This window comes from Sphingopyxis sp. GW247-27LB (assembly GCF_002277025.1).
In the GTDB taxonomy this organism is placed as follows: domain Bacteria; phylum Pseudomonadota; class Alphaproteobacteria; order Sphingomonadales; family Sphingomonadaceae; genus Sphingopyxis.
Window position 1 is genome coordinate 219,969 of the sequence record NZ_NIWD01000013.1, and the last position, 22,712, is coordinate 242,680.

The 22,712-nt window shown below is 71.8% G+C and carries 26 protein-coding genes; 20 read left to right on the forward strand and 6 right to left on the reverse strand.

The annotated features are described in order from the left end of the window. Positions 1-76: 76 nt before the first annotated feature. The 5 genes from CD928_RS18150 to CD928_RS18170 form a co-directional block, all read right to left on the reverse strand. Complete coding sequence (locus CD928_RS18150; RefSeq protein ID WP_255247238.1) at positions 77-2,176, reverse strand: TonB-dependent siderophore receptor; 2,100 nt, start codon at positions 2,174-2,176, stop codon at positions 77-79. Then, complete coding sequence (locus CD928_RS18155) at positions 2,173-2,928, reverse strand: hypothetical protein (protein ID WP_095388496.1); 756 nt, start codon at positions 2,926-2,928, stop codon at positions 2,173-2,175. The genes CD928_RS18150 and CD928_RS18155 overlap by 4 nt, the downstream gene beginning before the upstream one ends. A gap of 119 nt (positions 2,929-3,047) precedes the next feature. After that, complete coding sequence (locus CD928_RS18160) at positions 3,048-4,760, reverse strand: M56 family metallopeptidase (RefSeq protein WP_095388497.1); 1,713 nt, start codon at positions 4,758-4,760, stop codon at positions 3,048-3,050. Further along, on the reverse strand, positions 4,757-5,134 hold the full coding sequence (locus CD928_RS18165; protein ID WP_095388498.1) for a BlaI/MecI/CopY family transcriptional regulator: 378 nt from the start codon (positions 5,132-5,134) through the stop codon (positions 4,757-4,759). The genes CD928_RS18160 and CD928_RS18165 overlap by 4 nt, the downstream gene beginning before the upstream one ends. Before the next feature lie 245 nt (positions 5,135-5,379). Then, on the reverse strand, positions 5,380-5,847 hold the full coding sequence (locus tag CD928_RS18170) for a GNAT family N-acetyltransferase (RefSeq protein WP_095388499.1): 468 nt from the start codon (positions 5,845-5,847) through the stop codon (positions 5,380-5,382). A 345-nt stretch (positions 5,848-6,192) separates the two neighbouring features. Here CD928_RS18170 and CD928_RS18175 point away from each other — a divergent pair, with 345 nt between their 5' ends. The 11 genes from CD928_RS18175 to CD928_RS18220 all read left to right on the forward strand — a co-directional run bounded on the left by CD928_RS18175 (position 6,193) and on the right by CD928_RS18220 (position 14,259). Then, on the forward strand, positions 6,193-6,666 hold the full coding sequence (locus tag CD928_RS18175) for a hypothetical protein (RefSeq protein WP_095388500.1): 474 nt from the start codon (positions 6,193-6,195) through the stop codon (positions 6,664-6,666). 59 nt (positions 6,667-6,725) lie between these two features. Next, entirely contained in the window at positions 6,726-7,973 is a 1,248-nt protein-coding gene (locus CD928_RS18180; RefSeq protein WP_255247252.1) for a DNA-packaging protein, read from the forward strand. Between the two features lie 130 nt (positions 7,974-8,103). Continuing rightward, the gene (locus CD928_RS18185) at positions 8,104-9,210 is read left to right on the forward strand and encodes a phage portal protein (RefSeq protein WP_095388502.1); all 1,107 of its coding nucleotides are present in this window, start codon (positions 8,104-8,106) and stop codon (positions 9,208-9,210) included. Between the two features lie 21 nt (positions 9,211-9,231). Next, the gene (locus CD928_RS18190; protein WP_095388503.1) at positions 9,232-9,558 is read left to right on the forward strand and encodes a DUF6127 family protein; all 327 of its coding nucleotides are present in this window, start codon (positions 9,232-9,234) and stop codon (positions 9,556-9,558) included. Between the two features lie 59 nt (positions 9,559-9,617). Continuing rightward, the gene (locus CD928_RS18195; RefSeq protein ID WP_095388504.1) at positions 9,618-10,049 is read left to right on the forward strand and encodes an HK97 family phage prohead protease; all 432 of its coding nucleotides are present in this window, start codon (positions 9,618-9,620) and stop codon (positions 10,047-10,049) included. A gap of 107 nt (positions 10,050-10,156) precedes the next feature. Further along, on the forward strand, positions 10,157-11,296 hold the full coding sequence (locus CD928_RS18200; protein ID WP_095388505.1) for a phage major capsid protein: 1,140 nt from the start codon (positions 10,157-10,159) through the stop codon (positions 11,294-11,296). Positions 11,297-11,551: 255 nt separating this feature from the next. Then, positions 11,552-12,958 (forward strand): tail fiber domain-containing protein, encoded by a 1,407-nt coding sequence (locus tag CD928_RS18205; RefSeq protein ID WP_095388506.1) that lies wholly within the window; start codon positions 11,552-11,554, stop codon positions 12,956-12,958. Continuing rightward, positions 12,955-13,116 (forward strand): hypothetical protein, encoded by a 162-nt coding sequence (locus tag CD928_RS23485; RefSeq protein WP_176473629.1) that lies wholly within the window; start codon positions 12,955-12,957, stop codon positions 13,114-13,116. The genes CD928_RS18205 and CD928_RS23485 overlap by 4 nt, the downstream gene beginning before the upstream one ends. Before the next feature lie 11 nt (positions 13,117-13,127). Next, entirely contained in the window at positions 13,128-13,409 is a 282-nt protein-coding gene (locus CD928_RS18210) for a hypothetical protein (protein WP_095388507.1), read from the forward strand. Then, positions 13,406-13,867, forward strand: coding sequence for a hypothetical protein (locus tag CD928_RS18215; protein ID WP_095388508.1), 462 nt, complete (start codon positions 13,406-13,408; stop codon positions 13,865-13,867). The genes CD928_RS18210 and CD928_RS18215 overlap by 4 nt, the downstream gene beginning before the upstream one ends. Beyond that, positions 13,864-14,259: a DUF3168 domain-containing protein gene (locus CD928_RS18220; RefSeq protein ID WP_095388509.1), complete on the forward strand. Its 396-nt coding sequence runs from the start codon at positions 13,864-13,866 to the stop codon at positions 14,257-14,259. The genes CD928_RS18215 and CD928_RS18220 overlap by 4 nt, the downstream gene beginning before the upstream one ends. Before the next feature lie 37 nt (positions 14,260-14,296). On the opposite strand, the gene CD928_RS18225 is transcribed toward CD928_RS18220, so the two are convergent. Beyond that, positions 14,297-14,632, reverse strand: coding sequence for a hypothetical protein (locus CD928_RS18225; protein WP_095388510.1), 336 nt, complete (start codon positions 14,630-14,632; stop codon positions 14,297-14,299). 49 nt (positions 14,633-14,681) lie between these two features. Here CD928_RS18225 and CD928_RS18230 point away from each other — a divergent pair, with 49 nt between their 5' ends. The 9 genes from CD928_RS18230 to CD928_RS18270 all read left to right on the forward strand — a co-directional run bounded on the left by CD928_RS18230 (position 14,682) and on the right by CD928_RS18270 (position 22,591). Beyond that, the gene (locus CD928_RS18230; protein ID WP_095388511.1) at positions 14,682-15,089 is read left to right on the forward strand and encodes a phage major tail protein, TP901-1 family; all 408 of its coding nucleotides are present in this window, start codon (positions 14,682-14,684) and stop codon (positions 15,087-15,089) included. A 14-nt stretch (positions 15,090-15,103) separates the two neighbouring features. Beyond that, positions 15,104-15,412 (forward strand): gene transfer agent family protein, encoded by a 309-nt coding sequence (locus tag CD928_RS18235; RefSeq protein WP_095388680.1) that lies wholly within the window; start codon positions 15,104-15,106, stop codon positions 15,410-15,412. Between the two features lie 2 nt (positions 15,413-15,414). After that, on the forward strand, positions 15,415-15,612 hold the full coding sequence (locus tag CD928_RS18240) for a phage tail assembly chaperone (protein ID WP_255247239.1): 198 nt from the start codon (positions 15,415-15,417) through the stop codon (positions 15,610-15,612). Beyond that, positions 15,605-16,183 carry a tail tape measure protein gene (locus tag CD928_RS18245; RefSeq protein WP_095388512.1) on the forward strand — a complete coding sequence of 193 codons (579 nt, stop codon included), beginning with the start codon at positions 15,605-15,607 and terminating at the stop codon, positions 16,181-16,183. Before CD928_RS18240 ends, CD928_RS18245 begins: the two co-directional genes overlap by 8 nt. 121 nt (positions 16,184-16,304) lie before the next feature. Further along, positions 16,305-18,635 carry a DUF2460 domain-containing protein gene (locus CD928_RS18250; RefSeq protein WP_095388513.1) on the forward strand — a complete coding sequence of 777 codons (2,331 nt, stop codon included), beginning with the start codon at positions 16,305-16,307 and terminating at the stop codon, positions 18,633-18,635. 8 nt (positions 18,636-18,643) lie between these two features. Next, entirely contained in the window at positions 18,644-19,459 is an 816-nt protein-coding gene (locus CD928_RS18255) for a DUF2163 domain-containing protein (RefSeq protein WP_095388682.1), read from the forward strand. Then, the gene (locus CD928_RS18260) at positions 19,452-19,868 is read left to right on the forward strand and encodes a peptidoglycan endopeptidase (protein ID WP_176473630.1); all 417 of its coding nucleotides are present in this window, start codon (positions 19,452-19,454) and stop codon (positions 19,866-19,868) included. The genes CD928_RS18255 and CD928_RS18260 overlap by 8 nt, the downstream gene beginning before the upstream one ends. Before the next feature lie 66 nt (positions 19,869-19,934). Further along, the gene (locus tag CD928_RS18265) at positions 19,935-22,112 is read left to right on the forward strand and encodes a phage tail protein (RefSeq protein WP_095388683.1); all 2,178 of its coding nucleotides are present in this window, start codon (positions 19,935-19,937) and stop codon (positions 22,110-22,112) included. Between the two features lie 23 nt (positions 22,113-22,135). Next, positions 22,136-22,591, forward strand: coding sequence for a DUF2793 domain-containing protein (locus CD928_RS18270; protein WP_095388514.1), 456 nt, complete (start codon positions 22,136-22,138; stop codon positions 22,589-22,591). Positions 22,592-22,712: the final 121 nt, after the last annotated feature.

Genomic DNA, 22,712 nt, shown 5'->3' on the forward strand with positions numbered 1-22,712 from the left:
TCGGGGGGCGTCAACTGATGGGGGAGCCAGAGCGTTGGTTTCTCAGGTCGGGCCGATGGCGCCTAGGGTCAGGGCCCTAGAATTTCCCCCGCACCGAGAAGGCGAAGATCGGGCCGATCAGCCGGTCGCGGCTTTCGTGGAAGGCGACGGGGGTTTCCCCGCGCAGCCCTTCGTAGACCGTCCGCTCGCGCCGCGACCGCGCATTGATCGCATTGGCGAACTCGGCACGCACGGTCAGGCCCATCACATCCTTGTTCTCGACGAAGAGCGAGGCGAAGACCGGCCCCTCCCAGGTGCGGTTGACCTCGTTGCGGCGGTAATTGGGCTGGTAATGGCCGTAGCTCGCGGTCGCGCCCCACGCCCAGTCGCTCCCCGGAATGTCGTGGCGCAGCGAGAAGTCCGCCGAGCGGTCCTGGAAGCCGCTCCACTGGCGCTTCTCGCCGGTGAAGGGATCGCGCAGCCCCGATTTCTCGATATCGACGCTGGCGTCGATCTTGACGCCCTTCAGCCCCGCCGGGTCGAGGTTGATCGTCGCCGACCACACGACCGCCGCCGCCCATGCCTTCGCAATGTTACCGACCGATTCGCCGCCGTCGACGGGAACGACGTCGACAAAATCCTCGGCATCGACATAGACGAGCTGGAGCTTGGTCGAGCCCCATTTGCCGAGCGACTTGTTCGCCTCGAACTCGTAGCGCCAATTCTGCTGGGGGCGCAGATCGGCGTTGCCCGCGTTGCTGTTGTCGTCGTTCAAAAAGGCCTGCGCGAGGAAGTCGTAGAAATCGAGCTGTTCGACCTGCCGCTGCGCCTTCAAGGACAGGTCGAGGCCCGCGGCGGGCGTCCAGGCGAGGGTGAGCGACCCCTTGGGCCGGAAGAAACTGCGTTCGAGCCCGTTCGCGCCGTCCTGGGTCAGCGTCGAATGCTCGGCGCCCGCGACGAGCTGGAACGACAGCTTGTCCGTCAGCTTGCGGCCGAAGCTCAAAAGCGCCTCGTAGCGGTCCTCGCGCACGCCGCCCGTGCCCTGGGGGAAGGGCAGCTCGACGAAGTCGTCCGTGGCCGGATCGAGCGTGTAGAGCCGCGCGACATTGTCGAGCGTGTTGAACGCCGCCTCGCCCGAGAGCTGCCAGTCGCCGCCGAACATCTTCCAGTCATATTCGCCGCGGCCGATCGTCTCGCCGACGTCGCCGGTCTGGGTGAAGCGGTCGCCGCTGGCGGGCGAACCGTCGGCGGGGCGCAGCACCACTTCCTGCGACACCGGCTCGTGGCTGAAGCGGCGGAGCCCGATCAGCTTGAGCTTTCCGGGACCGAGACCGAACTGCCAATCGCCGTTGACCTCATAATTCCATGTCGTCTCGGTCTCGCGCACGGTGCGCAGCCGGTCGGCCCCGCCGGGCGCGGTCCAGACGCCGTCCTCGTCATAGCGATACCAGCGGCGCTGATAATGGGCGCCGAGATGCGCGATGCTGTCGCCCGCGGGATCCCAGGTCAGCTTCGCCGACAGTTTGGGCGTGTCGTAATGGGTGTTCCAGATGTCCTTGCGGTGCTCGACGACCGCGCCCGCGCCGTCGGTGATGACGGTGCCGCCGCCGGCGCCGCTGCGCGAACTCGTGTCGTTGTTGAGGCCGAGCTCATATTCGACGTCGCCCTTGCGCCCACGCACCGAAATGTCGGCGCGGGTGAACAGGGGGTCGGTGTAATGCGGCCGGAACTCGGGCTTCCACGAGAATTGGCCCGAGAAGCTGTCGGCGCGGAAGACGATGTTCGCGACCTGGCCCGAAAGGCCCGGGAGGTCGAGGCTGGCGCCGTCGACGATCTCGATCCGCTCGACATTGGCGGCGGGGATGCGGGTGAGCTGGGTGACGATCGTGTCCGACTTGGTCGAGGGCCGCGCGCCGTTGAACAGCACATTGCCCGTCGCCTGCCCCAGCCCGCGCACCGTGTCGTTCTCGCGGATCGAGAAGCCGGGTACCTGGTTCAGCATGTCGTAGGCGTTCTTGGGCGCGTAGCGGGTGAAGTCGGCGGGGGTGTAGACTTTCCCCGCGAGCGCCTTCGCCAGCGTCGCGGTCGGGTCGGCGGCGGGCGGCGGCGCTTCGCCGCTCGCGGGCGCGTCCTGCGCGAGCACGGGCTGGACCGAGAGGGCGGCGGCCATCGCGAACAGGCTGGCGGCGATCCTCACTGGTTCGCCTCCGTCGCGGCCGCGTTCATCCGGCGGGCATAGTCGCCGCTGACGCCGAGCGCCTTGAGCGAGACGACATCCTCGACCGACAGCTTCGTATAGCCGGCATCCGCGAGTTCGCGGACGTAGCCGGCGTCGACGCCGAGCGCGCGGCAGGCGAAGGCGTCGTCGAGCGAGGCGAGCTTCATCGGCGCGGCGCGGAGGTCGCGGACATAGGCGGGGGTGACGTGCAGCGCCGCCGCGGCGATCAACTCGCCCGCGTCCTCCGCACGGAGGCCCGCGTCGGCGAGCCCGTCGGCGAGCTCGACCGTCGCATCGACGAGGAGCATCGCGAGCAGGTCGCGCCGCTCGTCGGGGGCGATGCCGCGCTTCGCGAGCGCCTGTTCGAAGCCGGGGTCGGCGGTGAAGCGGCAGTCGCCCTTGCCTTCGTAGCGGCGCGACAGCCGGCCGTCGCAGGCCAGCGTTCCGGCCTGGTGGGCGACGGTGAAGGCGACCGGCCCGGCGCCGCCGGCGAGCGCGCGCTTCGCCGCCGCGACCTCGGGGCGCGAGCCGTCGAGCGCGAGGCTGCTGCTCGACCGGTCGGAGCGGATGCGCAAGTGCGGCTCGTCGTCGCCTGCGCCCTTGCCGCCCGCGGGCAGGATGTCCCAGCGGATATCGGTCAGCACCGGCGGCGATCCCGTGGGCTGCAGCGGCGCCGCCGAGGCCAGCGCGGACAGCATGGCGAGGCTGGCGGTAACGATCAGGGCTTTCATGGCACGTCTCCTCCGGGCCGCGGATCGCGGGCGAGCGTCGTCGCTCGCCGTGGATGCGGCGTTTCAGACCTTGGGGTTGGGGTTGGTGGCGGGCGCCCGGCCGGGCCGGGCGTCCGGCGTCAGTCGTTGGCTTCGGGTGGCTGCGGCGGGCCGGGCGGCTGCGGGGTCTCGACGCGCATCGCCGTGCCGTCGGGGCCGTGCATGTCGACCACCGCCACGCCGTCGCGGCCGACGCTGACCGACGAGGCGCGCCGCGCGCTGCTCACCGCGTGCGACACGACCCTGGGGATGTCGATCCCGCTGGTCGCGCGAAGCTCGATCGCGTCGTCGGGGTTCGACACGCGGACGCCCGATTTGCGCATGTCGCGGACGAAGGCGCCGGTGACGCCGACCGCGCGCATTCCGCTGAGATCGTCGATGGTGAGGCGCGGGAAATAGGATTTCATCTCGCGGGCGTAGCCGGTGTCGATCCCCAGCGCCGAGGCGCCGATCAGATCGTCCATGTCGGCGTTCGGGAACAGCGCGCGCATCCGGTTCAGATAGGCGGGGCTGGCGCCGGTCGCCTTGGCGGCGATGACGTCTTCGGGGTCGAGGCCGCCCTGGTCGCCGCGCATTCCGCGCACATCTTCGGGGGTTATGCCCATCGCTTTCATGCTGACGAGCTGGTCGACCGGCAGCTTGGCGTGGGCGGGAGCGGGCTCCTCGTCCCCTTGTGCGGCTGCGGCCGCGGTCTTGGGCGTCGCGGCGGGGGTGACGGCGGCGATCGCGTCGCCCTGTTCGCCGGCTGGCCGCGCGCCGGTGGCCGAGAAGGCGGCGAGCGGAACGGTGACGCCGGCGAGAAAGGCGAGGATCATCGCGAACCAGCTCGCGCTCGCCGGACCGCGTTTCGCACGCGCGTCGAGAACGCGGGTGATGCGGCGCTTGAGGCTGTTCTTGCCCGGCGCGACGCCGTGCGCGGCGATCAGCGTCCCCTTGTTGTCGTGGCGCGCCGCGCCGACGAGCAGGGTCGCATAGTCGGGGCCGTCGATGTCGGCGAGCAGCACCGCGTCGTCGGCGGCTTCCTCGCGGAGCTGATGGCTCTCGCGCGCCAGCATCCAGACGAGCGGGTTGAACCAGAACATCGCGCAGGCGAGCCGCGCGGCGAGCAGCTTCGCCCAGTCGAGCCGCGCGACGTGCGCGAGTTCGTGCGCGATGATCGCCTCGGCCTCGCCGACCGCCTCGACCGCCTTGGGGCTGAGGACGATCGTCGGGCGCAGCACGCCCCAGCTGATCGGCGAGCGCAGCTCCTCGCTGACGAGGAGCGCGGTGCCGTGCTTGAAGCCCATGCGCCGCTGCGCCTCGGCGAGCGCCGACAGCCACGAGGGCTGGACGAGCACGTCGGCACGGCCGCGCATCGCGAACAGCCGCACCACCGCGACCAGCATCGTCGCGAAGAGCAGGGCGAGCGGCAGCGCGTAGACCCAGAGCGCGAGATCGGAGAGCGAGGGCAAAGAGGCGAGCAGCGACGCCGATGCCGGGGCGGCGGAATCCGCCGCGGCCGGGGCTGGAGCCGCGGCGGAAGCGAGGTCGGCGGCGACCGGGGCCGCGGTCGCTTGGATGCTCGCCGCCGCGGGGGCGGCATCGGCGAACCAGGCGGCGGGCAGCGGCGCCCATATCGGGAGCAGCAGGGTCGCGACCGGGAAGGCGAGCAGGGCGGCGAGGCCGACATGCGCGATCAGCGAGCGCTCGGCGGCCGAGCGGACACGCGCGAGACGGAGGAGGAAGAGGGTGAGGCCGGCGATCAGCGCCGATTTCCAGGCGAGACCGATGAGCATGGTTGCGGTGATCATCATTTCGTCCTCCCGTCGCGCGCCTCGGCGATCAGTTTTTCGAGTTCGTCGAGTTCGGACGCGCTCATGGCGTCCTGCATGCCGAGCAGCGCCGCCGCGGCGCTCGTCGGCGAGCCGTTGAAGAAGACGCGCACGACCTGGCTCAGCGCCGACTTGCTCGCCGCCTTGCCTTCGACGCTGGGAGCGTAGAGGAAGCCGCGGTCGGACTGTTCGCGGGCGACGAAGCCCTTGCCCTCGAGCCGCTTCAGCATCGCGCGGATCGCCGAGCCCGACAGCGCGTCGCTGAGCGATGCGGCGATCTCGGGCACCGTCGAGGCGCCGTTCTCATAGAGGATATCGACGATTTCGCGTTCCCGCGGCGGTAAACTGGACAACATGCGAATCACCTTTCGCGCTACATTTGTAGCTTAGCTACATTTGTAGCGCATGGATGGCAAGCGATTTATTTGGGTAATACAGGTGGCGCGTGGTCCTCCCCCTTGGGGGAGGGGGACCACCCGCAGGGTGGTGGAGGGGCAGGCGCGTCTGTGGCGCCCCCTGTCTTGAGCGAAGTGTAGACCGCCCGTGCCCCTCCACCACCTTCGGTGGTCCCCCTCCCCGTGCCGGGGAGGATCGCTGCGCTTCAGCCGGCGGCGTAGCGCCAGCGGATCAGCGGGCCGTCCTCTTCGTCGATGCGCTCGCCCACCGGCACGAAGCCCGCGCGTTCGAGGACGCGCTGCGACGCGCGGTTGGCGGTCGCGGTCTCGGCGGTGAGCGCATCGACATCGTCGCGGCTGTCGGCCCAGGCCGCGATCGCGCGGAGCGCCGCCTGCATATGGCCGCGGCCCTGGCGGCCCGGCGCGATGCCGTAGCCGAGGTCGACCTCGCCGTTCGCAGGCGGGCGGGTGATCGAACAGAGCCCGACGAGCTCGCCGTCGTGGACGATCAGCCAGGAGGCGGGCGTGAAATGCGCGCGCACCCGTGCCGCGACATCGGCGAGCATCGCGAGCACCGCAGGCGGCGCGATCGGCGGATCGAGCCAGAGGAGCGCGCGCGGCGCCGCGCCGCGCAGCAGGGCGGCGTAATCGTCTTCGGTGGTTTCCAATATCATGGGAGGCTTTCGAAATGCGGCAGCGCGCCAGGCGGCGCTGCACAGGGTCATTCCGCGGGCGTCAGCACCCGGCCGCGCGCACGCACGGCCGCACCGGCCCGCGATTGCGGTCCAAGGCGAACGGGGTGAGCAAAGGCAATCTCCTGAAAAGCCGGGACGATCTGGCACGGCGGCGGCGGGTTGTAAAGCGCCGCGTCGCAGCGGTGTAAGTCGACAAATAACCATATAGGTTATTTTCTATTGACATCGTCACGCTGATATGGCACAAGTGTCTCATCATGAAGAATTGCGAATCGGGCCGGCGCCTTGGGGCGTGCGGCCCGATTGTCTTTGGAGGGACGGGCGATGGGGCGAGCGGCGAAAGGCGAAGGTGCAGGGCACGCGCGGCCCGGCAGTGGGCAGATGGACAGCTTCCTCGACGTACTGGCCGAAACCTCGAATGTGTCGGCTGCGGCGCGCGCGGCAGGGATCGCGGCCAATGCCATGTACCGCGAGCGGCGGCGCAATCCGGCCTTTGCCGCGCGGTGGCACGAGGCGCTGTGCGAGGGCTTTGCGCGGCTCGAGGCTGAGCTTCTGTCCGAGGCGTTGATCGCGCCGAGCGGCAATGTGAAGGAGGCGACGCTGAAGTCGCGGGCGCAGAAATACCGGCTCGGCCTGTCGCTGCTCGCCGCGCATCGCGCCGCGGTGCGCGGGACGGTGCCGGTGGCGCCCGGCGCGGGTGCCGCCGATGCGAAAGCACGGCTAGGCGCCAAGATCAGGGCGATGCAGACGCGGGTGCGGGCAGAGGCGGGATCGTCCGCCGAGGATAACGCGCCTTGAAGCGTGCGATCGATTGGGCCGAGGGGAGGTCCAAGGATTTCGAGGTCTGGTTCAAACGGCTGCGGAGGGCGAAGGCCGAAGCGCTGTTGACCGACTGGAACTGGTGGCGGCGTGACGACCAATGTCCGCCGGCGGGAGACTGGCGCGTGTGGCTGCTCCTCGCGGGGCGCGGGTTCGGCAAGACGCGGACAGGGGCAGAGTGGGTGCGCGCCTTTGCCGAGACGACGCCGGGCGCGCGAATCGCGCTGGTCGCAGCGACGCTGCACGAGGCACGGCAGGTGATGGTCGAGGGCGAAAGCGGGTTGCTGGCGATCGCGCCGGCGGCGATGCGGCCCGATTATGAAAGCAGCCTGCGGCGGCTGACCTGGCCCAATGGCGCGGTCGCGACGCTCTATTCGGCCGCCGAGCCCGAGAGCCTCCGCGGGCCGGAGCATGGCGCGGCGTGGTGCGACGAGATCGCCAAATGGCCGGCGGGCGAGGCGGCGTGGGACAATCTGATGCTGACGATGCGGATCGGCGACGCGCCGCGGACCATCGCTACGACGACCCCGCGCGGCGTGCCGCTGGTGCGGCGGCTGATGACGGAAGATGGAGTGAAGGCGACAGGCGGCGGAACCGAAGCCAACCGCCATAATCTGTCGGGGTCGTGGCTGGCGGCGATGAAGCGCATCCATGGCGGCACGCGGTTGGGGCGGCAGGAGCTCGAGGGCGAATTGCTCGAGGATGTCGAGGGCGCGCTGTGGACGCGGGGGCTGGTCGAGCGGTGCCGGGTCGATGCGGCGAGCGTCGGCAAGCCGGTGCGCGTGGTGATCGGCGTCGATCCGCCCGCGACGAGCACGGGCGATGCGTGCGGGATCGTCGTCGCGGCGCTGCTGCGCGACGGGCGGCTCGCGGTGGTCGAGGATGCCAGCGTCGAGAATCCGCCGCCGCATATCTGGGCGCAGGCGGTTGCCGCGGCGGCGGCGCGCTGGGGCGCCGACCGGGTGGTCGCCGAGAGCAATATGGGCGGCGAGATGGTCGAGGGCACGCTGCGCCAGGCCGATCTCGCCCTGCCGGTGGTGCCGGTGCATGCGAGCGTCGGCAAGGCGCGGCGGGCGGAGCCGGTCGCGCTAGCTTATGAGCGCGGGCAGGTGGTGCACGCGGGCGCGTTCGCCGAGCTGGAGGATCAGCTTTGCGGGTTCCAGGTGGGCGGCGGCTACGCCGGGCCGGGGCGCTCGCCCGATCGCGGCGACGCGTGCGTGTGGGCGTTGGCGGTGTTGCTGGAGGGGCTGCGGACGGGGAGAGAGCCGGGGGTGCGGCGGGTTTAGGCCGATCCTTCGTCGTCCCGGACTTGATCCGGGATCCGCCTTTTCCTCGAAGACAGGCGGGCCCCGGGTCAAGCCCGGGGTGACGGATGGTGGATGCGCGAGGGCGCCAGCGTAAAGACAGGAGAACATCATGAACTGGTTTGGCCGCAAGGCCGCGCAGGTGCCTGCGCGGCCCGCCTTGTCGCGCGTGTACGGAAGCTGGAGCGCGCCCGCGCCGCTGTCGTGGGAGGCGCAGGTGCGCGAGGGGTATCTGGGCAATGCGATCGTCCAGCGCAGCGTTCGGCTGGTCGCCGAGGCGGCGGGTAGCGCACCGGTGGCGGCGAGCGACCCGGCGCTGCTGGCGCTGGTGTCGGCGCCATCGGGCGGGCAGGGGCTGGTCGAGACATTGGCGTCGCAGCTGCTGCTTCACGGCAACGGCTATGTGCAGATATTGACCGACGGGGCGGGAGCGCCGGCGGAGCTGTTCGCGCTGCGGCCCGAGCGGGTGACGGTCGAGGCCGACGCGCGCGGCTGGCCGGTCGCCTATCGCTATAAGGCCGGCGGATCGGCGGCGGTGCTGCCCGCCGAGGATGGCGCGGGTCGGCCCGCGGTAGTGCAGGTGAAGGCGCTGCACCCGCTCGACGACCATTATGGCGCGGGATGCCTCGGCGCCGCGGCGGGCGCGATCGCGGCGCATAATGCGGCGGCGGCGTGGAACCGGGCGCTGCTCGACAATGGCGCGCGGCCGTCGGGGGCGCTCGTCCACGATCCGGGCGACAAGGGGATGCCGCTGTCGGCCGAGCAGGTCGACCGGCTGCGCGAGGAGCTGAGCGAAAGTTTCTCAGGGGGAGCGAACGCGGGGCGGCCGCTGCTGCTCGAGGGCGGATTGACGTGGCAGTCGCTGTCGCTGTCGCCCGCCGACATGGATTTCCTCGAGCTCAAGCATAGCGCGGCGCGCGAGATTGCCATGGCGTTCGGGGTGCCACCGATGCTGCTCGGGCTGCCGGGGGATGCGACCTACGCCAATTATCGCGAGGCCAATCGCGCGCTGTGGCGGCTGACCGTGCTGCCGCTGTGCGCGAAGATTCTGGGCGCGCTGGCGCAGGGGCTGTCGGGATGGTTCGCGGGCGCCGAGCTGCGGGTCGATCTCGACCGGGTGCCGGCGCTCGCCGAGGACCGGATGGCGCTGTGGCGCGAGGTGTCGGCGGCGGACTGGCTGACGGCCGACGAGAAGAAGGCGCTGCTGGGGGTGGAATAGCCCGCGCGAAAGGAACGGAACATGGACGAGGAAGAGGCGCTGGCGCGGTTGGTCGCGCTGGCGGGAACGAGTGCGGCCGGAGCGTCCGGGGCGCCCGACGCGGCATTGCTGCGCGCGGTGGTCGAGGAGGCGAGCGAGCTGGGCGCGCGGCGGGCGCTGGCGCGGCTGGGGCTCGCCGACGAGGCGGCGCGCGGCGACATCGGGGATTTGCGGCAGCTTCTGGGTGCGTGGCGCGATGCGAAGAAAAGCGCGTGGAAGGCGGCGGTCGACTGGGCGGTGCGCGGGATGCTCGCGCTGCTGGTGGTCGGACTGGCGGTGAAGCTGGGGCTGCCGGGGTTGTTGAAGTGAAGGGTCGGGCGAGGCCGCTTGCCCACCCCCCGGCCCCCTCCCGCCTGCGGGAGGGGGAGATGCGGTTCGCGGGCTATGCGGCGGTGTTCGACCGGTTGGACCGGGGCGGGGATGTCGTGCGGCATGGGGCGTTCGCGGCGAGCCTGCGCGAAGGGCGCGGGGTGCCGCTGTTGTGGCAGCATCGGCCCGGCGCGGTCGTGGGGGTGATCGAGGCTTTGGCGGAGGATGCGCGCGGGCTGCGCGTCGTGGCGCGGGTGACGCATCCGACCGCGGCGGGGCTCGTCGCGCGCGGGGCACTGACGGGATTGTCGTTCGGATACCGGGTGCGCGCGGCGCGCGGCATCCGGCCGCGCGAGCTGCTGGCGCTCGACCTCGCCGAGGTGAGCCTGGTCGCGCAGCCGATGCAGCCGGCGGCGCGGGTGATTGCGGTGGAAAGCGGACCGATCCTCCCTGCGCCGAAGGCGTGGGGAGGTGGCAGCCCGCAGGGCTGACGGAGGGGCTATGGCGCGACGTCGCCGCCCCTCCACCACCGCTTCGCGGCGGTCCCCCTCCCCATGGCTACGCCACAGGGAGGATCTTTTTGGAAGGAGTGACAAGCATGGACGATATGGAAATGAAGGCGGACGCGCTCGAGGGGGCGTTCGACGCGGTGCTGGCGGCCGAGGCGGTCGATGAGCTGAAAGCCTCGGTCGCGGCGCTGAAGGCCCAGGTCGACGCGCAGGCGGTCGCGGCGTCGCGGTTGCCGCTCGACGGAGCGAAGGCGGCCGATCCGGCACGCGACGCCTTCGTCGAGCGCTATCTGCGGCGCGGGATCGATGCCGGGGTCGAGATGAAGAGCCTGTCGGGCGCGTCGGGCGGCGAGGGCGGCTATGCGGTGCCGCGCGAGATCGACGGCGCGATCGCGGCGACGCTGAAATCGCTGTCGCCGATCCGCGCGATCGCGAGCGTCGTGCAGACGGGGACGAGCGGCTATCGCAAGCTGGTCGCGACCGGATCGATGGGCGCGGGCTGGGTCGGCGAGACCGCGGCGCGGCCCGAGACCGCGGCGCGCGCCCTCGCCGAGATCGCGCCGCCCGGAGGCGAGCTCTACGCCAATCCGGCGGCGAGCCAGGCGATGCTCGACGACGCGATGTTCGACGTCGAGGACTGGCTGGCGACCGAGATCGCGCGCGAGTTCGCGGTGGCCGAGGGCGCGGCCTTCGTGAGCGGCAACGGGACGAACCGGCCGCGCGGCTTCCTCGATCATGACGCGACCGACGAGAGCGACGCGATCCGCGATTTCGGGACGCTGCAATATGTCGCGAGCGGCGCCGCGGGCGGCTTCGCCGCGGCGAGCCCGCAGGACGGGCTGGTCGAGCTGGTGCATGCCTTGCGCGCGCCCTATCGCCAGGGCGCCTGCTGGGTGATGAATTCGGATACGCTGGCGCGCATCCGCAAGTTCAAGACGAGCGACGGCGCCTTTCTGTGGCAGCCGGGGCTGGTCGAGGGGCAGGCGGCGACCCTGCTCGGCTATCCGGTGGTCGAGGCCGAGGACATGCCGGACATCGCGGCCGACAGCCTGTCGATCGCCTTCGGCAATTTCCGCGCCGGCTATCTGGTCGCCGACCGCGGCGAGACGCGCATCCTGCGCGACCCGTTCAGCAACAAGCCCTTCGTGCATTTCTATGCAACCAAGCGGGTGGGCGGCGCGATCATCGATTCGCAGGCGATCAAGCTGATGAAATTCGCCGCCAGCTAAAGCGGCTGGTGCGCGATGCGGCGCCCGGTCCGAGCTCGCTTTCCCTTTCGGGGCCGGGCCGGGCGCCTATCGGCGGGCCGATATTTCGACCGGAGCGGGCTGCAAAGCACGGCCTTTCGAGCTTCCGGTGCTCACGTACAGACGTACGCTGCGCTCCGGTTCTCGAAAGTCCGCACTTTTCGCCTCGCCCCGGCMAAAATCTCGACCCGCCGATTCTCTCGAAAAGATGATTTTTGCGGAAAGGATGGCCCTGCCATGCCGAGCCTGTTTTTTGCCGACCTGGTGCGCGAGCATTGCCACGAAGGCGGCGCGGGGGCGCTGACGCCCGCCGGGGCGCTGCCGGGGCATCGCGGCTTTGCCGATGCGGTGCCCGCCGACACGCCGTTCCACTATGCGATCGCGGGGATCGCCTTCGCGGGCGAATGGGAGGCCGGGACCGGCCGGATCGATGGCGCCGGGCGGCTGGCGCGCGACAGCGTCGCGGCATCGTCGAACGGCGGCGCGGCGGTCGATTTCACGCCGGGGCTGAAGACGCTGGCGCTGACCGTCGGCGCGGACTGGTTCGCGGCGCGCGACGCGAGCGCGGCGGCGGTGGAAGCGGCGCTGGGCGGCAAGCAGCCGCTGTCGACCCTGCACCCCGGCACCGCGACCGGCGCGGCGGACGACCTGATCACGGTGCGGCGCGGAGAGGGTTGGGTGAATATTCCGATCGCGTCCTTCGCCTATCAGGGCGCGAGCGGAGCGGTGACGGTGGGCGCGCCGCTGGCGTGTCCGGCCGGAAGCGCGGCGGCGCCGGCGCTGAGTTTCGCGGGCGACGCCAACACGGGGCTGTTCAACGCGGGCGCCGACGCGATCGGCTTCGCGCTGGGCGGAATGGAGCGGGCGCGGATGACCGCGACGGGCCTGGGGTTCGGTACCACGACACCCTATGCCCGGGTCGAGCTGGTCGCCGCCGCCTCGATGCCCGGGCTGGGAATCGGCGCGGCGGCGGGGGCGCAGAATCTGGGGCTCGAACTCTATGGGCTGATGGACAGCCTGCCGCCGGCGCAGGCCCGCGGTTTCGTCGGGATCGGCAATTCGGGAGTCGGTATCGCGGGCGACCTGCTGCTCGCGCCGCGCAGCTCGACGATGGCGTCGATCCGCTTCCTGACCGGCAGCGCGGGCGCGGTCGAACGCTGGCGGATCACCGCTGCGGGGACGCTGCAGCCGGGAAGCGACAATGGTTATGACCTGGGCGCGGCGTCGATGCGCGTGCGGACGATCTACGCGGCGACGGGGGCGATCAACACATCCGACGCGCGCGACAAGGCGTGGCGCGGGGCGCCGGATGCGGCCGAGCTGCGCGCCGCGCGGCGGATCGCGGCGGAATTGGGTTTCTATCAATGGCTGGGCGCCATCGCCGAAAAGGGCGCGGGCGCGGCGCGGCTACATTTCGGCGTCCGCGCGCAGGCGGTGTGGGCGATCATGGCCGAGGAGGGGCTGGTCGATCCGATCGGGGGCGAAGGCGACGCCGACGGTGCGCGCTACGCCTTTCTGTGCCGCGACGAATGGCAGGATGCGGAGGGCGCGCAGACGCGCTTCGGCGTCCGCGAGGGCCAGCTCGCGCTGTTCCTGATCGCCGGGCTGGAGGCGCGGATCGCAGCGCTGGAGGCGACGGCATGACGGCGGGCGGGGCGATCGGATCGCGGGCGATCGGCGACGGCGGGCGGCGTGATCTCGCGACCGAATGGGGCGGGCCCGACCCGTCGGCGGCGCCGGCCCACGAGCGGACCTTCCGGCGCGGGCGTGAGCTGCGCCGCATGATGGTGCGCAAACCTTGAGGAGGTGGGGCATGACGTTGGTGGTGAAGGATCCGGGCAGCCGGATCGACTATGAATTCGACTGGAGCGGGGCCTATCCCGGCGGGCAGGCGGTGGTCGCGAGCGAATGGATCGTGGCGCCCGCCGAGGCGGACGGCGTCGCGGTCGCCGCTGCGGCGCACGACCTGGCGCGGACGACCGCGACGCTGGCGGGCGGGGCCGCCGGCCGCGTCTATCGCGTGACCAACCGGGTGACGATGAGCGACGGGCAGGTCGACGAGCGGTCGATGACCGTCCGGGTCGAAGAGCGATGAGCGCCGCGGGTGCGGTGCCGGCCGCGGTTCCGGTGAGCCTCAACGAAGCGCGCGGCTGGCTGCGGCTGGGTGCGACGGCCGACGAGGTCGTGCCGCTGGGCGGCGGCGCGATCCGGCTGACGGTGCGTCCGGTCGTGGCGGTCGAGGCGGTGACGCTGCTCGCCGCCGATGGCGGCGCGAGCCTGCTCGAGCCGGCCGGCTGGCGGCTGGCGGTCGGGCGCGAAGGCACGGGGCGGCTGGCGATCGAGCGGCCCGGCGCCGCGACACAGGCGCGTATCGCCTATCGCGCCGGAATGGCGGCGGACGCCAACGCCATTCCCGAGGCGATCCGGCAAGGCATCATCCGCATGACGCAGCATATGCACGACGCGCGGGACGACGACGGGCTGGCACCGCCGGCGGTCATCGCGGCGCTGTGGCACCCGTGGCGGCGGATCGGGCTGGGAAGCGGGGCATGACGGGCGGCGTCGAGCAGGCGGTGCGGGCGCGGGCGCTGGCGTTGCTCGCGGCCGATGCCGCGCTGGCGGGGCTGGTGCACGGCGTGTTCGACGGCGTTCCGCCGCGCGTCACGGCGCCCTATGTGTCGCTCGGCGCGGCGGAAGGGCGCGACTGGGGCACCAAGGACCGGCCGGGGCGCGAGGTGCGGCTGACGCTGGCGCTGATCGGGACGGGCGACGCCGACGGCCGCGCGGCGGCGCGCATCGAAGCGGCGCTGGCGGCGCTGCGCGGAGCGGCGGAGGACTGGCAGATCGTCGGTGTGCGCGTGCTGCGCACCCGCTTCGCCTTTCAGCGCGACAGCGGCTGGCGCCACGAACTGGTCGTGCGCTGCCGGTGCCTGAGCGCGGCGTGAGTTCCTGGCCCCTCCCGCAAGCGGGAGGGAGGGGGGATCAATCGGCCGGCATGGTGTTGGATTCGGAGTAGTCCTTGAACTGCCCGACGAAATTGTCGTGATAGTCGCTGATCTGCATGTTGGCGTCTTCGGTCGCGTCGGCTTCCGAATCGCCGCTCGCGCGGTCGAGCGCGATCACCGCCTTGCGAAAAGCATCACGCTCGGTCTGGCAGACGGTGTCGATCGCGGCCTCATAGTCCGCGGGCGGCTTCTTGGCGTCGAGCGATTTCTTGAGATCGGTGCGCAGGCACTTGGTGAAGGCGGCGCGCGTCGTGCCGACGTCGGCCGCCGGCGAAGGCGCCGCGAAGGCCAGGAGAAGGGTAGCGATCAACATCCTGCGACTCCCCGTTTGTGCAGTGATTTCATGTCGAGGAGAATAGACGATGGCAATCGAAAATGGGAGCGCTTTTCTGCTCCGGGTCGGCGACGGGGCGGCGCCGCCCGCGTACCAGACCGTCGCCGGGCTGCGCACGACGCAGATGTCGGTGAACGGCGAGGCGGTCAACGTCACGACCAAGGATTCGGGCGGCTGGCGTGAGCTGCTGTCGGGCGCGGGGGTAAGGTCGGTATCGGTGAGCGCGGCGGGGATCTTTACCGGATCGGATGCCGAGGTGCGGCTGCGCGGCCACGCGCTGGCCGGAACGATCGACGATTATGAGCTGAGCTTCGAGAGCGGCGAGCGGATGCAGGGGCGCTTCCTGGTGACGCGGCTCGACTATGCCGGCGATTACAACGGCGAGCGCCAATATACGCTGAGCCTAGAATCGAGCGGCCCGGTGGTGAGCCTGTGAGCGCGGCGACGGGCATGGCGGCGAACCCGCTGCGCGGCGAGGCCGAACTGCGGATCGGCGAACGGGTGCTGGTGCTGCGGCCGAGCTTTACGGCGCTGGTCGCGGCGGAGGAGGAATTGGGGCCGCTGTTCGCGCTGGTCGAGCGCGCCGCGGGCGGCGGGCTGGCGCTCGGCGAGATGGCGGCGCTGTTCTGGCATTGCGTGCGCGAGCGGCCCGAAGAGCTGACGCGCGAGGCGCTTGGCGAGGCGGTGGTGGCCGGCGGGCTGGCGGCGGCGACGCCGGCGCTGCGGGTGCTGCTGGGGCAGATCTTGCAGGGACGATAGGGGTGGGGTCCTTCGGTGCGTCGGCCCTGCGATTGCTGGGCCTGATGGCGCAGGTCGCGGGGTGGCGGCCCGGCGAATTCTGGGAGGCGACGCCGGCCGACGCCGCGGCGGTGCTGGCGGCATGGCTGCCCGATGCCGGTGTGGAAGGCATGGATCGCGGGCGCCTCGCGGCGATGATGGAGCAATTTCCCGATGGATGAGATCGACGAGATGGTGGTGGCGGTGCGCGCCGACACCGGCGCTTTTCGCCGCGATATCGCGGCGCTGCGCGAGGAGCTGGCCGGGCCGCTGGTGTCGGCCGCCGACGCCGCGGGGCGAGGGATCGAACGCGCGCTGGGCCGGGCGATCCGCACCGGCAAGCTGGGGTTCGAGGATATGAAGCGGCTGGCGATGAACGTGATGAACGACATCGCGCGCGCCGCGGTGACGGGCGGCATCGGCGCGCTGCTCGGCGGCGGGAGCGGTTCGGGCGGCGGCGGACTCGTGTCGCTCGGGCAGAGCCTGGCGCTCGCGCTGTTCGGGGCGCCGGGCCGCGCGACGGGCGGGCCAGTGAGCGCGGGGCGCGCCTATCGCGTCGGCGAGCGCGGGCCCGAGCTGTTCGTGCCGACCGCGAGCGGGCGGATCGAGGCGGCGCGCGGCGCGGCGGTGCGCAACATCGCGATCACGGTGAACGTGCAGGGCGGCGGCGCGAGCGAGCCGCAGCGGCTCGCGCAGACCGGGCGGCAGCTCGCGCGCGCGGTGCGCCGCGCGGTGGCGGCGGGAGAGGATTGATGGACAGGCTACTGATGACTGAGGGGCCAATGGCACTGCCGTCTTTGCCCACCCCGCTGCGCCCCGGATCAAGTCCGGGGCTCGCTGCCCCTCCCGCTTGCGGGAGGGGAGGGTGTCGGTGATGGGCTGGGCGCTGGTCGCGGCCGAGCCGCATCATCAGAAGGGCTGGATCAAGCGGTTCGACCCGCGCTTCTGGACCGTCGATTTCGCGCGGCCGATGATGGCGAGCGCGGTGACGACGGGTCCGCAGGCGCTGCGGGTCGAGGCAGTCTTTTATCAGAAGCAGGATCTGGCGGGGCTGATCTGGGAAGCGGAAGATCGCTGGGATCATCCGTTGCTCGCCTATGAAACCCGCCGCGATTTCCGGCATACGCAGCTTCGCTTTCGTTGGCGGTCGGGCGGGGTGAAGCCGCTCGATGCGCTGCACGGGGCGACCTTGACGATCGAGGGGCGCGACGCGGGCGGGGCGCCGCGCGCCTGGTATGTGCAGCTGTGGAACTATGCGGTGGGGGCGGCCGAGGATGCGGTCGTCCACCTCGATTTCGATGCGCTCGACGGCGGCTTCCTGCTGCCGGGCGAGGCCGATCGGGTGTGGGCGGGCGATGTCGACCGGATGTTCGTGTCGCTGGTGGCGCCCGATTACGACGGCAGCGACGGCACGCTTGCGGCGCCGGCCGAGGGCTGGGCGGAGATGAGCGAGATCGCCTGCACCGGGTCGGGGTCCGTGCTGGCGATCGGCGACGCGATGCTGCCCGAGCATGGGCTGGGGATCGCGAGCGGCTATGACGACAGCTATCATCTGACCCCGGCGCGCGTGGTGCGGCAGATCGGCGCGCTCGGCTATTGCGGCGACATCGTCCATTATGTCGGGATGAGCCATTATATGCGGCTCGCGGCGGCGGTGGACGGGTTCGCGGTCGATACGGCGGGGCCGGCGATCAACGCGGCGGCGGCGGCTTGGCACGCGGCGCTGGCGGGCGAATGCGCGGCGGCAGGGCTCGGGCTGATCTGGTCGCTGTCCTACGAGCTGTTCGACGCCTGGTGCCCCGAAGGCTGGAAGCAGCGCGACGCCGAGGGCGCGCAGGCGCTGACCGGGTGGGTGCCGCCGTCGACCTTGCTGTCGCCCGCCAATGCCGAGGCGATGGATTGGCTGCAGCGCGTCGCGCGGGCTTTCGTGGGGATCGCGGCGGCGGCGGGGCTCGACCTCCAATTCCAGGTCGGCGAACCCTGGTGGTGGATCGGCGCTGGCGGGCGGATCTATGCCTATGACGCGGCGGCGAGTGCGATACTGGGTGCGGCGAGCGTGGGAATCGCCGATGTGCGCGCGCCGCTCGATACCGCGCAGCTGGCGATGCTCGACGCGCTGGGGGAGATTCTCGCGGCGTCGACCGCGGCGCTGGTCGCGGCGGCGCGCGAGGAAGCGGGCGCGGTTGGGCTGACGAGCCATTTGCTCGTCTATCTGCCGACCGTGCTCGACCCCACGGCGGTCGAGGTGCGGCGCGCCAATGTGCCGCCGGACTGGGCGGCGCCGGCGTTCGACGTGCTGCAGCTCGAGGATTATGACTGGGTGACCGGCGGGCGCGGCGCCGAGACCGCGGGAGCGCGCGCGGCGATGACGGCCCGGCTCGGCTATCCGGCCCAGGATCAGCATTATTTCGCGGGCTTCGTGCCCGATGCGGCGGATCGCGGGCAGTGGGCCGCGATCGCCGATGCGGCCGGCGCGGCGCGGCGCGCGGGGGTGGCGCGGACCTTCGTCTGGGCACTGCCGCAGGTCGCGCGCGACGGCTTCGTGACATTCGACGGCGAGGAGGAGGAGGGGGACGTGCGGGCCTTTGATGCGGTGGATTTCCCGCTGGCGATCGGGCGCGAGGCGCTGGTCGTGACCGAATTTTCGACCCAGATCGTGAGCTCGCCCTCGGGGCACGAGCAGCGCGCGAGCGAATGGGCCGAGGCGCGGATGCGCTATGATGCGGGACCGGGCGTGCGGTCCGAGGCCGATGTGCGAACGCTCGCCGATTTCTTCCGCGCGCGGCGCGGGGCGGCGCGCGCGTTCCGCTTTCGCGACCCCTTCGACCATAGTTCGGCCGAGGGCGGGGCGATGCCCGCGGCGAGCGACCAGTGGCTGGGGCTCGGCGACGGGAGCCGGCGGCAGTTCGCGCTTGTGAAGCGCTATGGCGCCGGCGACGCGGTGCAGGAACGCAGCATCCGGCTGCCGGTCGAGGGGAGCCTGCGCGTGTCGGTCGACGGCGTCGAGACCGCGGGGTTCGAAATGACAGCAGAGGGTGAGGTGCTGCTCGACGCGGCGCCGGCGATGGGCACGGCGGTGCGCGCGGGCTTCCTGTTCGACGTGGCGGTGCGCTTCGCCGAAGACCGGCTTGAGGTCAGCCGCGCGACCTTCCTCGCGGGGGAATGCGCGAGCGTGCCGCTGGTCGAGGTGCGGGCGCCGTGGTGAGCGCGGCGATGGCGCCCGGCTGGTTGCGCGAGGAGCTGGTGACGCTCGCCTGGTGCTGGCGGCTGTCGCGGCGCGACGGGGTGGTCGTCGGGCTGACCTCGCACGACCGCGACCTGATGGTGGACGGCATCCGCTATCGCGCGGCGCCGGGGATGAAGCCCTCGGCACTCGAGACGCGCGACGGCATCGAGGCCGAGACGATGGATATGGAAGGGGCGATCGCGAGCGATGCGATCGGCGCGCGCGACCTCGACGCGGGACGCTGGGACGGCGCCGAACTGACATTGTTCGTGACCGACTGGACCGCGCCCGAGACGGCGCCGGTGACGGTCGCGCGCGGCTCGCTCGGCGCGGTCGAACGGCGCGGGGCGAGCTTTACCGCGGAACTGCAGGGGGTGACTCGCGCCCTCGACCGGCCGGTGTGCCCGGCGACGTCGCCGAGCTGCCGCGCGATACTGGGCGACCGGGCGTGCCGGATCGACCTGGCGCCGCGCACCTATATCCGGCGCGTCGTCGCGGTCGAGGGGCGCGCGGTGACGCTCGACGCCGCGGCGCCCCCGGGGGCGATGGCGTTCGGCGAACTGCGCTGGACCCAAGGAGCAGCGTGCGGGCTCGCGAGCCCGGTGGTCGGCGAGTCGGGGGCGGTGCTGACGCTGGCCGAGGTGCCGCCCTTCGCGCTCGACCTGCCGGCGCGGGTGCGGCTGATCGAGGGGTGCGACAAGCAGCTTGCGACCTGCCGCACCCGCTTCGGCAATGCGGCGAATTTCCGGGGCGAGGCGCATCTGCCGGGCAACGACCTGCTGACGCGATATCCCGGTGGATGAGCTGGCGGGCCGCGCCTTTGCGGCGGCGCGGGGGATGATCGGCGCGCGGTTCCGCCCGCAGGGGTGCGACCCGGCGAGCGGGCTCGACTGCGTGGGCCTCGTGTGGGCGGCCCATGCCGCGGCGGGGCGACGACTGACGCGGCCGGCGGCCTATCCGCTGCGCGGATGGGAGCGGGGGCGGATCGAGGCGGCGATGGTCGCGGCGGGATTCGGGGCGGTCGCCGATCGCCGGATCGGGGATGTGGCGTTGATCGTGCTGCCCGCGGGGCAGTTTCATCTCGGGATGATGGGAACGGACAGTTTGGTCCATGCCCATGCGGGGCTGCGGCGGGTTGTCGAGACGCCGATCGCTGGAATGGATGGGATGGTGCTGTGGCGGCTGGCTGGCTGCCCACCCTGCTGCGACTAGGGCGCAAGCGCCCAAGTCTCGCTGCCCCTCCCGCCCGCGGGAGGGGAATGGTTTCAGGAGCATATGATGGCGACTTTGGTACTGACGGTGGTCGGCGGGATCGTTGGCGGGCCGGTCGGGGCGGCGATCGGCGCGACCGTGGGGCAGCAGATCGACGCGCAGATATTCAAGCCCAAGGGGCGCGAGGGACCGCGGCTCGCCGACCTGAAGGTGCAGGCGTCGACCTATGGCCAGCAGATCCCGCAGCTGTTCGGGACGATGCGCGTCGCGGGGAGCGTGATCTGGGCGACCGACCTGATCGAGCGGCGGACGAAGAGCGGCGGCGGCAAGGGGCGACCGTCGGTTACCGAATATAGCTATGCCGTGTCGCTGGCGGTCGCGCTGTCGGCGCGCCGGGTGCGCGCGATCCGCCGCATCTGGGCCGACGGCAATCTGCTGCGCGGGGCGAGCGGCAGCTTCAAGGAACGCTGCACCTTTCGCTGGTACGAGGGGAGCGAGGACCAGGCGGTCGATCCGCTGATCGCCTCCGCGGTCGGAATCGAATCGGCGAGCGCCTTTCGCGGGCTGTCCTACGTCGTGTTCGAGGAGCTGGAGCTCGCGAGCTTCGGCAACCGTATCCCCTCGCTGACCTTCGAGGTCGAGGCCGATGCCGGCGCGATCGACGCGGGGCTGGTCGGGGAGGTGCTGCTCGGCGAGGCGGGGCGCTGCACCGGGCGCTGGGCCTTTGGCGGCTATGCGGCGTCGGGCGACCGGGCGCGCGACGCGCTGGCGCCGCTGTTCGACGCCGATGCGACGCGGCTGGTCAGCGCGCCCGAGGGGTGGCGGCTGGCGCCGACGGGCGAGGCCGGGGAGGCGATCGCGCTCGCCGATTTCGGCGAGGCGCGGCGCAGCGAATCGGCGCGCGACCTGATCGAGCGTCGCCGCGCGTCGCTGGGATCGTTGCCGGGGACGATCCGGCTGCGCCACTATGAGCCCGAACGCGACTATCAATTGGGGCAGCAGACGAGCGCGGTCGCGGGCGGCGGGGTGCGCGAGGAGCGGATCGACCTGCCCGCGGTGCTGGCCGCGGACGCGGCGCGGGCGCTGGCGCGGCAACTCGCCGCGGCGGCGGCCGACGAGCGCGAGACCTGCCTATGGCAGGCCGATCTCGCGGCGCTGGCGTTGCCAGTCGGGGGCCGGGTGATTCTCGCTGATGGCGGGATATGGCGGCTGGCCGGACGGACGGTGAAGGACGGCGGCGTCGAGGTCGAGCTGCGGCGGCATCAGCCGGCGACCGCGATCGCGCTGCCCGCCGATCCGGGCGTTCCGGTCGGCGCGCCCGACTGGCCCGACGCGATCGGCACGGTGCGGCTGTTCGACCTGCCGACGATCGGCAGCCCGGTCGCCGATGCGCCGCGGCTGCTGGTCGCCGGCGCGGGCGACAACGACGGCTGGCGCGGCGCCGACTGCTGGATCGTGCCCGCGCCGGGGGCCGCGCCGCTGGCGCTCGGCACCGTACGCCCGGCCGCGGCCTTGGGGGCGCTGGCCGCGCCGCTGGCGGCGGCGAGCGATCTACTGGTCGACCGCGCGAACGTGGCGGTCGTGACGCTGGTCAATCCGTCGATGACGCTCGAATCGGTCGACGACGCGATGCTGTTCGGCGGCGCCAATCGCGCGATGATCGGCGGCGAGTGCGTGCAGTTCGGGACGGCCGAGGCAGCCGGGCCGGGGGTCTGGCGGCTGTCGCGGCTGCTGCGCGGCCGCGCCGGGGCGGCGGTGGACGCCGCGCACGCGGCGGGCACGCCGTTTGTGCTGCTCGACGATCCGGCGCTGCTGACGGTGCCCGCCGACCTCGCCGCCTGGGCGCCCGGCGGCGGCGCGATGCTGCAGTGGGCGGCGCGGAACGACATGGAGACTACTGATATTTCGGTGCCAGGCGCGGCTGTGGCGCTGCGTCCGCTCGCGCCGGTGCACGGCCACGCGCGCGCGGACGGAGAAGGCGGGCTTCGCGTCAGCTGGATTCGCCGGAGCCGCCTCGACACCGGCTGGCGCGACGGGGTCGACCAGCCGCTGGGCGAAAGCCGCGAGCTTTACCGCGCGGCGCTGTCGCCACCCGTGGCGGGATTCGGGCCCTGGGACTGCGTGGAGCCCCAGCTGGTGCTGGATGGCGGAACGGTGGCGGCGCTGCCGCCGGGCACGGGGATCGAAATTCGCCAGGCGGGGGATTTCGCCCTGTCGCCGCCGCTGCTCGTGCCGCTGACATAGGGTCAGGACCCGAAGGAGACATCATGACCGATTTGCCGACCACCGCCCGTTTCGGGCTGCCGCTGCTCGCAACCGCGCAGGCGCAGAAGGAAATCACGCACAATGAGGCGCTGACGCTGCTCGACGCGCTGGCGCACGCCGCGGTCGAGGACGGGCCGCGGGCCGACCCGCCGCCGACGGCCGCTGCGGGCCAATGCTGGCTGGTCGCCGATGCGGCGACCGGCGGCTGGACGGGCGCGGCCGCCGGGTCGCTCGCGATCTCGACCGCCGGCGGCTGGCGCTTCATCGCGCCGCGGCGCGGCATGCGGGTTCTCCGCCTGGCGGACGGCGCGCGCCTGCATTTCGAGAGCGGCGTATGGATGGAGCCCGGCGTGATCGCGAATCCGGACGGCGGGACGATCGTCGACTCCGAAGCGCGCACCGCGATCACGGCAATAATTCTGGCGCTGTCGGCGCGGGGGCTCTTGATTTCAGGCTGAGATTTTGGTGGTTTAGGGCAAGGAGTGCGACTTTTTGGCAACAGATTTGCGATTTGTTATCTTGCGTGGAACCAAAGCGACGCGTAGGACGTCTGACGAGACGTAAATCTCAATTGAAAGG